13 protein-coding genes and 1 tRNA gene are annotated in these 13517 nt (G+C 72.6%); 6 read left to right on the top strand and 8 right to left on the bottom strand.

Annotated features, from left to right (window positions below; translation table 11 throughout):
* Positions 1-280 precede the first annotated feature (280 nt).
* A tRNA-Leu gene (locus ACWGJO_RS11075) sits at positions 281-364 on the top strand.
* A 69-nt stretch (positions 365-433) separates the two neighbouring features.
* Here ACWGJO_RS11075 and rdgB read toward each other — a convergent pair.
* The 4 genes from rdgB to ACWGJO_RS11055 form a co-directional block, all read right to left on the bottom strand.
* Positions 434-1039, bottom strand: coding sequence for an RdgB/HAM1 family non-canonical purine NTP pyrophosphatase (gene rdgB, locus ACWGJO_RS11070; RefSeq protein WP_452183151.1), 606 nt, complete (start codon positions 1037-1039; stop codon positions 434-436).
* 31 nt (positions 1040-1070) lie between these two features.
* On the bottom strand, positions 1071-1460 hold the full coding sequence (locus ACWGJO_RS11065) for a hypothetical protein (RefSeq protein WP_359915201.1): 390 nt from the start codon (positions 1458-1460) through the stop codon (positions 1071-1073).
* A gap of 247 nt (positions 1461-1707) precedes the next feature.
* The gene (rph, locus tag ACWGJO_RS11060; RefSeq protein WP_359915203.1) at positions 1708-2433 is read right to left on the bottom strand and encodes a ribonuclease PH; all 726 of its coding nucleotides are present in this window, start codon (positions 2431-2433) and stop codon (positions 1708-1710) included.
* A gap of 141 nt (positions 2434-2574) precedes the next feature.
* Positions 2575-2808, bottom strand: a complete 234-nt coding sequence (locus ACWGJO_RS11055; protein ID WP_063349220.1) for a glucose PTS transporter subunit EIIB — start codon at positions 2806-2808, stop codon at positions 2575-2577.
* 402 nt (positions 2809-3210) lie between these two features.
* Here ACWGJO_RS11055 and ACWGJO_RS11050 point away from each other — a divergent pair, with 402 nt between their 5' ends.
* From ACWGJO_RS11050 to ACWGJO_RS11035, 4 genes are all read left to right on the top strand, one after another.
* Positions 3211-4500, top strand: a complete 1290-nt coding sequence (locus tag ACWGJO_RS11050; RefSeq protein ID WP_452183150.1) for a PTS transporter subunit EIIC — start codon at positions 3211-3213, stop codon at positions 4498-4500.
* A 386-nt stretch (positions 4501-4886) separates the two neighbouring features.
* Complete coding sequence (locus ACWGJO_RS11045) at positions 4887-6164, top strand: PTS transporter subunit EIIC (RefSeq protein ID WP_452183149.1); 1278 nt, start codon at positions 4887-4889, stop codon at positions 6162-6164.
* A 399-nt stretch (positions 6165-6563) separates the two neighbouring features.
* Positions 6564-7619: an LLM class flavin-dependent oxidoreductase gene (locus ACWGJO_RS11040; RefSeq protein WP_452183147.1), complete on the top strand. Its 1056-nt coding sequence runs from the start codon at positions 6564-6566 to the stop codon at positions 7617-7619.
* Entirely contained in the window at positions 7616-8902 is a 1287-nt protein-coding gene (locus ACWGJO_RS11035) for an LLM class flavin-dependent oxidoreductase (RefSeq protein WP_452183146.1), read from the top strand. The genes ACWGJO_RS11040 and ACWGJO_RS11035 overlap by 4 nt, the downstream gene beginning before the upstream one ends.
* 104 nt (positions 8903-9006) lie before the next feature.
* Here the strand turns inward: ACWGJO_RS11035 and ACWGJO_RS11030 are convergent, their stop codons facing one another.
* The 3 genes from ACWGJO_RS11030 to ACWGJO_RS11020 all read right to left on the bottom strand — a co-directional run bounded on the left by ACWGJO_RS11030 (position 9007) and on the right by ACWGJO_RS11020 (position 11757).
* The gene (locus tag ACWGJO_RS11030) at positions 9007-10347 is read right to left on the bottom strand and encodes an LPXTG cell wall anchor domain-containing protein (protein WP_452183145.1); all 1341 of its coding nucleotides are present in this window, start codon (positions 10345-10347) and stop codon (positions 9007-9009) included.
* 227 nt (positions 10348-10574) lie between these two features.
* Positions 10575-11321, bottom strand: coding sequence for an MBL fold metallo-hydrolase (locus ACWGJO_RS11025; protein WP_452183144.1), 747 nt, complete (start codon positions 11319-11321; stop codon positions 10575-10577).
* A gap of 244 nt (positions 11322-11565) precedes the next feature.
* Positions 11566-11757 (bottom strand): MarR family transcriptional regulator, encoded by a 192-nt coding sequence (locus ACWGJO_RS11020; protein ID WP_387694854.1) that lies wholly within the window; start codon positions 11755-11757, stop codon positions 11566-11568.
* A 198-nt stretch (positions 11758-11955) separates the two neighbouring features.
* Here ACWGJO_RS11020 and ACWGJO_RS11015 point away from each other — a divergent pair, with 198 nt between their 5' ends.
* Positions 11956-12414 (top strand): type II toxin-antitoxin system PemK/MazF family toxin, encoded by a 459-nt coding sequence (locus ACWGJO_RS11015; protein ID WP_452183143.1) that lies wholly within the window; start codon positions 11956-11958, stop codon positions 12412-12414.
* Positions 12415-12524: 110 nt separating this feature from the next.
* Here the strand turns inward: ACWGJO_RS11015 and ACWGJO_RS11010 are convergent, their stop codons facing one another.
* Positions 12525-13493, bottom strand: a complete 969-nt coding sequence (locus ACWGJO_RS11010) for a PLP-dependent cysteine synthase family protein (protein WP_359904138.1) — start codon at positions 13491-13493, stop codon at positions 12525-12527.
* Positions 13494-13517: the final 24 nt, after the last annotated feature.

Raw genomic sequence — 13517 nt, 5'->3', positions numbered from 1 at the left:
CATAGGTCAATAGGTCTGTACCAATTGGTAATCAAAAGCCAAACATCACAGGTCGGAGCCGCTCGGCAATCGGTCAGCCCCTGGCCGAAACCCGCTCCCGGCGCGCGCCGGCCGGCCGGGCGGCCGACGTGCCCGCACCGGCGCACGGCCGACGCGCGGCCACCCCCCGAGCGGGACGAGGCCGGGACCGGACCGGGGGTCGGACCGGGACGCGGCACCGGCGGGGCGGCGGCCGAACTCGCTGTCCCCACACTCGACGAAGCTCTAGACTGGTCGCCATGCGGCCTTGGCGGAATTGGCAGACGCCTGGGTTTTAGGTGCCCATGGGAGAAATCCCGTGAGGGTTCGAGTCCCTCAGGCCGCACTGGCGTTGAAATCGAAGGCCCACCCCGAGAACAAGCTCGGGGTGGGCCTTCGGTTTTCCGACTTCCCGTCAGGCCAGCAGCTCCTTGACGACCGGGGCCAGGGCGCGGAAGGCCTTGCCGCGGTGGCTGATGGCGTTCTTCTCGGCCGGGGTGAGTTCGGCACAGGTGCGGGTCTCGCCGAGCGGCTGGAGGATCGGGTCGTAGCCGAAGCCGCCGTCGCCGGCCGGGGCGGTGCGCAGGGTGCCGAGGAGGCGACCCTCGACGACGCGCTCGGTGCCGTCGGGGAGCGCGAGGGCGGCGGCGCAGAAGAAGTGGGCGCCGCGGTGCGGCTCGGCGATGTCGGAGAGCTGGGCGAGCAGCAGGTCGAGGTTGGCGGTGTCGTCGCCGTGCTTGCCGGACCAGCGGGCGGAGAAGATGCCGGGCGCGCCGTTCAGCACGTCCACGCAGAGGCCGGAGTCGTCGGCGACGGCGGGCAGGCCGGTGGCGCGGGCCAGGGCGTGCGCCTTGAGCAGGGCGTTCTCGGCGAAGGTGACCCCGGTCTCGGGGACGTCCGGGATCTCCGGGTAGGCGTCGGCGCCGACGAGTTCGACGTCCAGGCCGGCGTCCGCCAGGATGGCGCGGAGCTCGGTGACCTTGTGCTGGTTACGGGTGGCGAGAATCAGGCGGGTGGACATATCGCCCACCCTACCGAGGGGCCGGGGACGATCAGCCGGTGCAGACCGAGGTGAGGTTTCCGGCCGCGGCGCCGAGCGGCTTGAGGTCCGGGACCTCGTTGCGGTCCGCGGCCCGCTGCACGTTCTCGACCTGCTTCTGCAGATCGGTCACGGCCTTGGCGACGTCGGTGTTCTTGGAGTTCTTCCCGACCTGGTCGAGGTCGTTCTTGAGCTTCTGCAGGGCCTTCCCCGCCGCGGCCGCGTCGTTGCTCGCGTTGTCGTAGGCCTGGGTCACGTCGGCGATGTCACCGGTGATCCGCACCGCGGTGTTGCCGCAGTCGAGCGCCTTCTGCGCGGCGGAGCAGCTCACCATGCTGAGTGGGAGGATCGCGATGAGTCCGGCCACGGCGAGGGCGGCGGGGCGGGCGATGCTCGACGGCATCCGATCCTCCTGTGGGGCGCGGGTTCCGTGATGGGGGACGCGCGCCGGGAGGTGCGCGGTTCCCGCAGCGGGAGTGCTGCGGGAACCGTACGGTCTCCGGGCCCGGCCTGTACAGCAGGCCGACCGGTTCGGCGGGCCGTTCGCCCGCGGCCCGGACGCGTGTCCGCACCGCGGCCCGAACGGCCGTCCGCGCCCGCGGGCTGACCGTGCGTCCGCTCCGGTCCACGGCCGCGGGACCCGCGCCGGTTCAGCCCTCCAGGGCCTTGCGCTGGATCGCGTCCAGCTCCGCGCAGCCGAGGCTGCCGAGGTCGAGCAGCCGGTCGAGCAGCTCGCGGTCGAACGGGGCGCCCTCGGCGGTGCCCTGGACCTCGACGAAGCGGCCGTCGGAGGTGCAGACGATGTTCATGTCGGTCTCGGCGCGCACGTCCTCCTCGTACTGGAGGTCGAGCATCGGGACGCCGTCGATGATGCCGACGCTGACGGCGCTGACGCCGCCGGTGATCGGCTGGCCCTTGGCGCGCAGCAGCTTCTTGTCACGGGCCCAGGCGACGGCGTCGACCAGGGCGACGTACGCGCCGGTGATGGCGGCGGTGCGGGTGCCGCCGTCGGCCTGGAGGACGTCGCAGTCGAGGACGATGGTGTTCTCGGCGAGCGCCCGGTGGTCCACGACGGCGCGCAGCGAACGGCCGATCAGCCGGCTGATCTCGTGGGTGCGGCCGCCGATGCGGCCCTTGACGGCCTCGCGGTCGCCGCGGGTGTTGGTGGCGCGCGGGAGCATGGAGTACTCGGCGGTGACCCAGCCCTCGCCGCTGCCCTTGCGCCAGCGGGGCACGCCCTCGGTGACGCTGGCGGTGCACAGCACCTTGGTGTCGCCGTAGGAGATGAGGACGGAGCCTTCGGCGTGCTTGCTCCAGCCCCGTTCGATGGTGATCGGGCGGAGCTGTTCGGGGGTGCGGCCGTCGATGCGTGACATAGGCACTGAGCGTAGTCGCTCCGGGGGGCCGGTCCGGGAAGCGGCGGGGAGCCGGTCCGGGAGCCGGCGGGGATGCGCCGCGGCCCGCCGTCCCCCTGAGCGGGTCGGCGGGCCGGGCGGGCCGAACCCGGGTGGCTCAGCTCACATCATGTCCTCGATGTCGGCGGCGATCGGGTCGGCGTCGGTGCCGATGACGACCTGGATCGCGGTGCCCATCTTCACGACGCCGTGGGCGCCGGCGGCCTTGAGGGCGGCCTCGTTGACCAGGGAGGCGTCCTTGACCTCGGTGCGCAGGCGGGTGATGCAGCCCTCGACCTCTTCGATGTTGTCGATGCCGCCCAGACCGGCGACGATCTTCTCAGCCTTGCTGGCCATCTGGTTTCTCCCTCTGTCTCGGCCCTTCGGCGGCTCTGCCGGGTGCCGTCCTGCGCTGGTGCTGGGGTGTCCCTCGACCGCCGGGCGGTGAGGTCCGTGCCGGTGGCTGACGCGGGTTCGGCTGCGGTCGTGCCGGCGAGCAGCGCGACCAGCATCACCCGTGCCGGTCCGGTCCGCCACGTTAGTCCACTTTTGGCCCATTCCGGCGGGCAGGCGTCCGATCGTCGCCCGAGGATGACGATCAGCGGGGCTCGCGCCTCCGGGGTACGGCCTGCTTCCAAGTGGTCTACACCAATATATGTGTACTCCGAGGAACGCGGTAACGGCCCCGGGTGTTCCCGAGCCCCACCCGAGGGTCCCGCAGGGGCCCGCCGGTCGGCAACGGCACCCGGAGGGCGAAGGATGAGTTCGGCAGGCGCCACAGCCCCGCAGACCACGTGGTGGCACACCTTCTACGGCGGCCTCCAGAAGATGGGGCGTTCCCTGCAGCTCCCGGTGGCGGTGCTCCCCGCCGCGGGCATCCTCAACCGGCTCGGCCAGCCGGACGTGTTCGGCAAGGACGGACTGGGCTGGGACGACGTCGCGAGGGTCTTCGCCGCCGCGGGCGGTGCACTGCTCGACTCGGCCTTCGGCCTGCCGATGCTGTTCTGCGTCGGCGTCGCGATCGGCATGGCGAAGAAGGCGGACGGCTCGACGGCGCTGGCCGCCGTGGTCGGCTTCCTGGTCTACTTCCGGGTCCTGCACGCCTTCCCGGAGCACTGCAAGCCGCCGACGGTGCTGGTCAGCGACCAGTGCGTGGACTACACCTCGGCGAAGGCGGCGGCCGCGACGTACCAGAACCCGGGCGTGCTGGGCGGCATCCTGATCGGTCTGATGTCGGCCTGGCTGTGGGTCCGCTTCCACCGCACCAAGCTGGTCGACTGGCTCGGCTTCTTCAACGGCCGCCGCCTGGTGCCGATGATCACCGCCCTGGTCGGCATGCTGACCGCCGTGGTGGCGCTCTGGGTCTGGCCGCCGATCGGCCGCGGCCTGAACGACTTCTCGCAGACCCTCGCCGATCTGGGCGCGGGCGGCGCCGGCATCTTCGGCGTCTTCAACCGCGCACTGCTGCTGATCGGCATGCACCAGCTGCTGAACACCTTCGTCTGGTTCCAGTTCGGCGAGTTCGTGAAGGCGGACGGCACGATCGTGCACGGCGACATCCCGCGCTTCCTGGCGGGCGACCCGACGGCCGGCCAGTTCCAGTCCGGCTTCTTCCCGATCATGATGTTCGCGCTGCCGGCCGCCGCGCTCGCGATGGCGCACTCGGCGAAGCCGCACCGGCGCAAGGAGATCTACGGCCTGATGCTCTCGGTCGGCCTGACCTCCTTCGTGACGGGCGTCACCGAACCGATCGAGTACTCCTTCGCCTACCTCGCCCCCGCCCTGTACGCCGTGCACGCGCTGCTGACCGGCGCCTCGATGGCGGTGACCTGGGGCCTCGGGGTGCACGACGGGTTCAGCTTCTCGGCCGGCCTGATCGACTACGCGATCAACTGGGGGCTGGCCACCAAGCCCTGGCTGATCATCCCGATCGGCCTGGTCTTCGCCGCCGTGTACTACGCGCTCTTCCGGTTCATCATCGTCAAATTCAACCTGAAAACACCCGGGCGGGAGGACGACGACCAGGTCGAGGACGTCACCAAGGCCTGAGCCCGAGCAACACCGGGGTTATCCCCGCAATGGCCCCCGGACCCGACGGTCCGGGGGCCTTCGGCTTTTCCGAAAGGCCCATCAGCGGCACCCAACTCCCCTGGCAGTGACCGGTAGGGCACGCTGTGCTTTTGTTGCGCGATTAGCCAAAATCGATTTTGTTGCGCAGTCGGCCAAAATACCGATCGCGGCGGAAACCATGATCGCCGTTCGGTAAGTAGGTTTCGATTTCATAGCGCTTCCCGGCGACACCGCTTTCCGGGGTTCCTCGGCTTCTCCGCCCGTGCTACAAAACTGGTCTACACCACGTGTGGTGTAGACCAGTTCGCGGTTGGCCCCCTGTGCCGTCCCCCGACCGACCGCCATGCCGTTAGGAACCCACCCCCATGAGTCAGTCTGAGCAGGCACCGGCGCCCGCTACGGCTCCGGCCACGCCAAGCCCCGCCAAGAAGTTCGGCCAGAACCTCCTCCAGGGTCTGCAGAAGATCGGCCGCAGCCTCCAGCTGCCCATCGCGGTGCTCCCCGCCGCCGGTCTGCTGATGCGTCTCGGCCAGGACGACGTGTTCGGCAAGGACGGCCTCGGCTGGAACAAGGTCGCCTCGGTCTTCGCCACCGCCGGTGACGGCGTCTTCTCCAACCTTGCACTGCTCTTCGCGGTGGGCATCGCGATCGGCTTCGCCAAGAAGGCGGACGGCTCCACGGCCCTCGCCGCACTGGTCGGCTTCCTGGTCTACAAGAACGTCCTCACCGCGTTCCCGGTCTCCGAGGGCCACGTCGACGGCGACAAGTGGATCAAGCCGGTCTACCAGGACCCGGGCGTGCTCGGCGGCATCGTGATCGGTCTGCTGGCCGCGGTGCTGTGGCAGAAGTACCACCGCACCAAGCTGGTCGACTGGCTCGGCTTCTTCAACGGCCGCCGCCTGGTCCCGATCATGATGGCCTTCGTCGGCACCGCCGTCGGCGTCTTCTTCGGTCTGGCCTGGGGCCCGATCGGCGACGCCGTCAAGAGCCTGAACGACAGCCTGATCGGCGCCGGCGCGCTCGGCGCGGGCGCCTTCGGCCTGGTCAACCGCGGTCTGCTGCCGGTCGGCATGCACCAGTTCGTGAACTCCTTCGCCTGGTTCCAGACCGGTGACTTCACCAAGGCCGACGGCACCGTCGTGCACGGCGACCTGACCCGCTTCTTCGCCGGCGACCCGACCGCCGGACAGTTCATGTCGGGCTTCTACCCGATCATGATGTTCGCGCTGCCCGCCGCCGCGCTGGCCATCGCCCACGCCGCCAAGCCGCACCGCCGCAAGGCCGTCACCGGCATGATGGTCTCGCTGGCCCTGACCTCCTTCGTCACCGGTGTCACCGAGCCGATCGAGTTCGCCTTCGTCTTCATCGCCCCGGTCCTGTACGTCATCCACGCGCTGCTCACCGCCGTCTCGATGACCGTCACCTGGGCGCTCGGCGTGCACGACGGCTTCACCTTCTCCGGCGGCCTGATCGACTACGCGCTGGCCTGGAACAAGGCCACCGACCCGTGGATGATCATCCCGCTCGGCCTGGTCTTCGCCGCGGTCTACTACTTCCTCTTCCGCTTCGCGATCGCCAAGTTCGACCTCAAGACCCCCGGTCGCGAGGACGACGACGAGATCGAGGACGTCACCAAGGCCTGACGCCCGCGTCACCGCCCGCCTCGAAGGCCCCGCCCCGCCGCTGCTCCCCCAGCGGCGGGTCGGGGCCTTCCGCGTGCCCGGGCACCGCGGGCCGACGGAAACGGCGGTTGACGAACCGACGGACGCCCTGGTCAACTGAAGCGGTGAACGCCTCGTGCCCGCTGGTCACCCGCAGCCACATCGACTTCGGTCGCGTGTGGTCCGCGGCGTGTCGCGGCTGAGCCGACCGTTCCCCCGCCGCCGCCCGGCTGACGTCCCGCCCGGCTCCGGACCTTCCCCCCGCCCGCACGGGCTCCGCCCGCGGGCCGCCACCGCGCTCCGGCGTGCCCCCGCGCTCCCGTGTCCCCGCACGGCCGCGCCGGCACCCGCACGCGTCCGCACGAGGAAGTCAGGCTCACCATGCCCCGCCAGTTGCACCTGTCCGCCGCCCTCGACAGCCCCGGCCGCTTCGACGCCGGGCACTACGCCTACCTCGCCCGCCTCGCCGAGCGGGCCACCCTGGACTTCGTCACCCTCGACGACTCCTTCGCCGCCGCGCCGAGCCGCCCCGACGCGCTCGCCGCCCTCGCCCGGATCGCCCCGCGGACCGACCGGGTCGGACTGGTGCCGACCGTCACCACCACCCACACCGAGCCCTTCCACACCTCGATCTCGGTCAACACCCTGGACTGGGCGAGCGAGGGCCGGGCCGGCTGGCTGGTCGGCGTCTCCACGACCGAGGCCGAGGCCCGGGCCTTCGGCCGCCGCCCGGTCGCCGCCGAGGACGAGCTGTGGGCCGAGGCCGCCGACGCCGTCGAGGTGGCCGCCCGGCTCTGGGACAGCTGGGAGGACGACGCGGAGATCCGCGACACCGCGACCGGGCGGTTCATCGACCGCGACAAACTGCACTACATCGACTTCGAGGGCACGCACTTCTCGGTCCGCGGCCCGTCCATCACCCCGCGCCCGCCGCAGGGCCGCCCGGTGGTCGCGGTGCCGGTCGCCGCCGCCGACCTCGCGCCGGACGCCTCCCCGGGCGGGCGGGCCCGGACCGCCGCCGCGATCCGGCACGCCGACGTCGTGCTGCTCGACGCCCCCGACCGCGCCACCAGGCTGGCCGCCGCCACCGAACTGCGGCTGCGCGCCGGGGAGGGCCTGCGCATCCTCGCCCGGCTCGACACCGCCCTGTCCGCCCTGCCCGACCGGGCCGCCGACGAGCGGCTGCTCGCCGAACTCACCGCGACCGGCACCGGCGTGGACGGCTTCCACCTCTCCCCCGCCGACCCGCCGCGCGACCTGGCGGCGCTGGCCGACCGGATCGCCCCCGCCCTGCGCGCCGCGGGCCTGCTGCGCGCCGAGTACACCGGCCGCACCCTGCGCGACCACCTCGGCCTGGCCCGCCCGGCCAGCCGCTACGCCGCCCACCCCGCCGGCGCCCCCGCCGCTTCCCCCGCCCTCGCCGAGGTGACCCGATGACGGACCGACCGCTCAAGCAGATCCACCTGGCCGCGCACTTCCCCGGCGTCAACAACACCACGGTGTGGAGCGACCCGGCCTCCGGCAGCCACATCGAGTTCTCCTCGTTCCGCCATCTCGCGCAGTCCGCCGAACGCGGGAAGTTCGACTTCTTCTTCCTCGCCGAGGGCCTGCGGCTGCGCGAGACCAAGGGCCTCATCCACGACCTCGACGTGGTCGGCCGCCCCGAGTCGATCACCGTGCTGAACGCGCTCGCCGCCGTCACCGAACGGCTCGGCCTGGCCGCCACCGTCAACGCGACCTTCAACGAGCCGTACGAACTGGCCCGCCGCTTCGCCTCGCTGGACCACCTCTCCGGCGGCCGCGCGGCCTGGAACGTGGTCACCTCCTCGGACGCCTTCACCGGGGAGAACTTCCGCCGCGGCGGCTACCTGGACCGCGCCGACCGCTACACCCGCGCCGCCGAATTCGTCCAGCTGGCACGGGAGTTCTGGGACGCAGGGGACGAACCCGCCCGGCACCGCGGCCCGCAGTTCGAGGTCGAGGGCCGGCTCTCGCTGCCGCGGCCGCCGCAGGGCCACCCGGTGGTGATCCAGGCCGGGGACTCCGACGAGGGGCGCGAGTTCGCCGCCGCCACCGCCGACGTGGTCTTCTCCCGGCACTCCACCCTCGCCGACGGCCAGGCCTTCCACACCGACGTCAAACGCCGGCTCGCCGCGTACGGGCGCAAGCCGGACGAGCTGAAGATCATGCCCGGGGCCACCTTCGTCCTCGGCGACACCGACGCCGAGGCGGCCGAACGGGCCCACGGGATCCGCCGGGCCCAGGTCGGCCCGCAGACCACGATCGCCTTCCTGGAGCAGGTCTGGGGCGTCGACCTGTCCGACCACGACCCCGACGGACCGCTGCCGACCGTCGACCCCGACCCGGACAGCGGCCTGGTCCAGGGGCGGGTCCGGCACGCCGACCCGGTGGCCGTCGCCGAACGGTGGCGGGCGGTGGCCGCGGAGAAGAAGCTGACCAGCCGCGAACTGGTGATCGAGCTGACCGGCCGGCAGTCCTTCATCGGCTCGCCCGCCACCGTCGCCGCGCAGATCGACCACTTCGTGCAGAACGACGCGGCCGACGGCTTCATCCTCGTCCCGCACCTCACCCCGGGCGGGCTGGACGAGTTCGTCGACCGGGTCGTACCGCTGCTCCAGGAGCGCAGGGTGTTCCGCACCGACTACACCGGCCCCACCCTGCGGGACCACCTCGGACTGCCGGCGCCCGGGCGACGCTGACGATCCGTCGCCCGGAACCCGGTGGGCCGCCGTGACCGACGCCGGTGACACGGCCGTACGCGGCCCCGCCCGGGCCTCCCGGACGGGCCGCGGACAGCGGGCGGTCAGCTGGTGCGGCGGCGGCGGGCCAGGAGGAAGGCCCCCGCGCCGGCGCCCACCAGCAGCGCTCCGGCGCCCGCGATCAGGCCGGTCCGGTCGCTGTCGGCGCCGGTGGAGGCCAGGTGGTCGCCCACCGGCCGGTCACCGGCCGCCGGGGCGTCGCCCGCGGGCGCGGCGGGCGCCGAAGCGGCCGGGGCGGCCGGTGCCCTGGTGACGTCGCCGGCCTGCTGGGCGGCGGGCGCGTCGCCACCCGGCTGCGGCTTCGAGCCGTTCGAGCCGTTCGAGCCGGTGGACGGGGTCGGGGCCGGGGTCCCGGTGCTCTCCGGGGTGCCGGTCGGGGCGGGCGTGGTGGTGGGCTTCGGCTCCGGGGCGACGACCCGGACGGTGGCGCCGGGCGAGCACAGGGTGGTGCCGCGGAAAGGCATGCCGTCGCCCTCGTTGACGAACACGCAGGGATTCAGCTCGGTCGCGCCCGGCGGCATGTCGGCAGGGTAGCTGACCCGGACCCGCTTGGTCTGCGAACTCCCCGGGGCCGCCGAGGAGTTGCGGCCGTCCAGGTAGAAGCCCGCCGGAGGCTCGGCCTCGGTGGTGACCGGCGCCAGGACGGTCCAGGTGCCGTCGGCACCGCGGACCTCGACCCTGGCGTGCCGGTCGGTGAACAGCACGTTGCCGAGGTTGGTGTAGGCGGACGGCGTCGGGTTCCTGAGCACCGCGTCGAACTCGATGGGCGCCCCGCCCGCGACGGCGGTGGCCGGGGCCCCGGACACGCCGTTGGTGATCCCCTCCACGTTGATCACGTGGGTGTCGTTCAGCGGCGGCTCGACCGGGGAGTCCTGCCACCAGCCCTTGACGGTGGTGCGGAAGGCGAGGTTCGGGCCGGTGCCGCCGTTGGTGGCCCCGTCGTGCGGCTTGCCCATCGGGACACCGAGGCGGAGCCTGACGTCGGTGCCGCCCGCCGGGACCGTCACCTTGCCGGTGCCGCCCGCGTTGACCATCCGGTTCTCTTCGGAGCGCGCCTTCAGGTCCACCGGCAGCCAGCCACCGGTCGTGTCGCTGAAGTAGTCGAGGCTCAGGGCGTTCGGCGGCGTCCCGAGGTCGCTCTCGATCTCGAAGTCCAGCACGACGGACGTGCCCTGGTCCCCCGGGTTGCCGATGTGCTCGGTGAACTCGACCGGCCCGCCCGCGAAGCCGACCACCGCGGGGGCGTGCACGGTCAGGCCGAGCGGCCCGGCGGTGGCGAACGCCGGGGTCGCGGTCACGGCGCCGCCGGCGACCAGCGCGGCGGTCAGCGCGACCGCCGGAACGAGCCGGCGGGCCCGGTTCAGGGCACGGTTGGTCTTGCGCATGGGAGTCCCCCTGGATTTCCGCTCCGGACCGACGCGGCCGGATCCGGGCAGCACGAAGCAAGCCTGGTGAGTGGTGTGATCGCGGCCGCGCCCGACGGGCCGACCGTTCCGGCGGCGTTTCCCGCCGCTCACCTACTAGGACGTACGGGGGGCGGCGAGGTTGCAGGTCGTCCCGGAACTTTTTTCCCGCGACTTCCGCGGACCCCGTGCAACCCCCGCCGAGCTGCTCAGACCTCGTACACCGCACCGGCCCGGGCGACCTCGACCGGCCCCGGGTAGACGGCCGCGGCGTCCCGCCGGTTGTGCTCGGCGTCGGTCCACGGGGGGATGTGGGTGAGGACGAGCCGGCGGGCGCCGGCCGCGGCGGCGTGCTCGCCCGCCTCGCGGCCGTTGAGGTGGACGGCCCGATAGGAGTCGCGCCCGTCGATGTACGCCGCCTCGCAGAGGAAGAGGTCGGTGTCGCGGGCGAGTTCGACGAGTTCGGCGCTCTCGCCGGTGTCCCCGCTGTAGACCAGCGAGCGGCCGTCGTGCTCCAGCCGGAAGGCGAAGGCGTCGACGGGGTGGTTGACCTGGGCGACGACGATCCGGAACGGGCCGAGCTCGAAGCTGCCGGGGGTGAGCGTGCGGAACTCGAACACCTCCTTCATCCCGGGGTTCTCCGGCATGTCGTAGGCGCGGGCGAGCCGCTCGGCGGTGCCGGCCGGGCCGTACACGGGCAGCAGTTCGGGGCAGCCCTCGGCGCGGTAGTTGCGGGCCACCCAGTAGGCGCACAGGTCAACGCAGTGGTCGGCGTGCAGGTGGCTGAGCAGGACGGCGTCGACGTCGTAGAGGCCGGTGTACTTCTGGAGGGCGCCGAGGGCTCCGTTGCCGAGGTCGAGCACGACGCGGTAGCCCTCGGCCTCGACCAGGTAGCTGGAGCAGGGCGAGTCGGCGGCCGGGAAGCTCCCCGAACACCCCACCACGGTCAGTTTCATCCGAGCCCCTCCGCCCCGACACATCCTGGCTGCTGCTGGAAAACGGCATCGCCGTCCTCCACCGGACAGCATGGAAAACGGCATGGAAAACGGCAGGCCGGGCGCGGCGAACCGGCCGATAGCACTGCGTTGGTGTGTCGAGGGTAAGGGCGGAGCGGCACTTTGCCCCCGTCCCCGTGCCGGGCTGTGGGCGGAATCACCAGAACGCCGGGAGCGGGAGCGGGGGTGGTTGACGGGCCGGGGATCAGCGGTGCCGGGGCCGGTTGCGGGCCCAGGTACGGATGGTGAACGGGTACCACCGCGGGCGGCCGCTGCCGTCGATGACGTCCGGATCGGGCAGCAGCCGGTGCCGGCGGTAACTGCGGACGGTCGCGGGCCGGACGTTGATGTGGCGGGCGATCTCGGCGCAGGACCACAGCTCGGGGCCACGGGTCACGGGGGCACCTCCGGGGGACGGGGGCGGACGTTCGTGACGCAGCCTTGCCTGACCGGCCGGGACTCCGGGCGCAGAACGGGCATTGTGGCAGTTCCGTGACGAACCGGGAGCAATGCGCGGACAAATGCGCGGACAAATGCCCGGCCGTCACGGCCGGCACGGTAGTGGCGTTCACCCCGGCCCGGTACGGTTCGCCGCATGAACGGCATGACCGCTACCTGGCTCGTCCTGTCGCTGCTGGGCGTCGCGCTGCTGGCCGCCGCCGCGGCGGCGCTGGTGCGGCGCACCCGCCCGGCCCCGCGCCCGGCCGGGCCCACCGGCCCGAAGCCGCGGCCGGGGGCCGGCCCCGAGCCGCAGGAGATCTGGTGGGCGCAGGTGCCGTTCGAGGACGGGCCCGGGTCCAAGGACCGCCCGTGCCTGGTACTGCGGGTGCACGGCCGGACCGCCACCGTCGCCAAGATCACCAGCAAGCACCACGCGGAACGCCCGGGCGTACTGCCGCTGCCGCCCGGGACGGTCGGCGACCGGGAGGGCCGGGCCAGCTGGCTGGAGACCGACGAGCTGCGCGAGGTGCCGCTGTCGGCCTTCCGCCGCCGGGCCGGCGCGGTGGACCGGCAGGTCTGGGCCCGGGCGCAGCGGGCGCTGCCGCGCGGTTAGCGGCCTGCTCCCGGATGCCGCGGGCCCGGCGAGGATCCACGGAACGGGCCCTGCGCCCCAGGCGTGTCCGACAGTTCGAGGCGCACCCGGCGGGAATTGTCGGACACGCCCTACGCCCAGAGCTGGCCCTGCAGCGCCTCGACCGCGGCCTCGGTGGACTCGGCGGTGTAGATGCCGGTGGACAGGTACTTCCAGCCGCCGTCGGCGACCACGAAGACGATGTCCGCGCGCTCCCCGGCGGCCGCCGCCTTGCGCCCGACGCCGATCGCCGCGTGCAGGATGGCGCCGGTCGAGACGCCCGCGAAGATGCCCTCCTGCTGGAGGAGTTCGCGGGTGCGGCGGACGGCGTCCGCGGAGCCGACCGAGAAGCGGGTGGTGAGCACCTCGGCGTCGTACAGCTCGGGGACGAAGCCCTCGTCGAGGTTGCGCAGCCCGTACACCACGTCGTCGTAGCGCGGTTCGGCGGCGACGATCCTCACGCCGGGGACCTTCTCGCGCAGGTAGCGGCCGACGCCCATCAGGGTGCCGGTGGTGCCGAGGCCCGCCACGAAGTGGGTGACGGTGGGCAGGTCGGCGAGGATCTCGGGGCCGGTGCCGGTGTAGTGGGCGCCCGCGTTGTCGGGGTTGCCGTACTGGTAGAGCATCACCCAGTCGGGGTGCTCGGCGGCGATCTCCTTGGCCATCCGTACGGCGGTGTTGGAGCCGCCGGCCGCCGGGGAGGGGATGATCTCGGCACCCCACATGCGGAGCAGTTCGCGCCGCTCCTCGCTGGTGTTCTCCGGCATCACGCAGACCATCCGGTAGCCCTTGAGCTTGGCGGCCATGGCCAGCGAGATGCCGGTGTTGCCGCTGGTGGGCTCCAGGACGGTGCAGCCGGGGGTGAGTCGGCCGTCGGCCTCGGCGCGCTCGATCATGTGCAGGGCCGGGCGGTCCTTGATCGAGCCGGTCGGGTTGCGGTCCTCCAGCTTGGCCCAGAGGCTCACCAGGCCGTCGGCGTTGCCGGGGACGGCGGCGGACAGCCTCGGCAGACGGACCAGCGGGGTGTTGCCGACGGCTTCGAGCGGACTGTCGTAACGCAAGGCGGGCCTCCGGCCAAGGCGGTG

This window comes from Kitasatospora sp. NPDC054795, from assembly GCF_053611565.1.
This window is presented reverse-complemented; position numbering and strand designations above follow the sequence as displayed.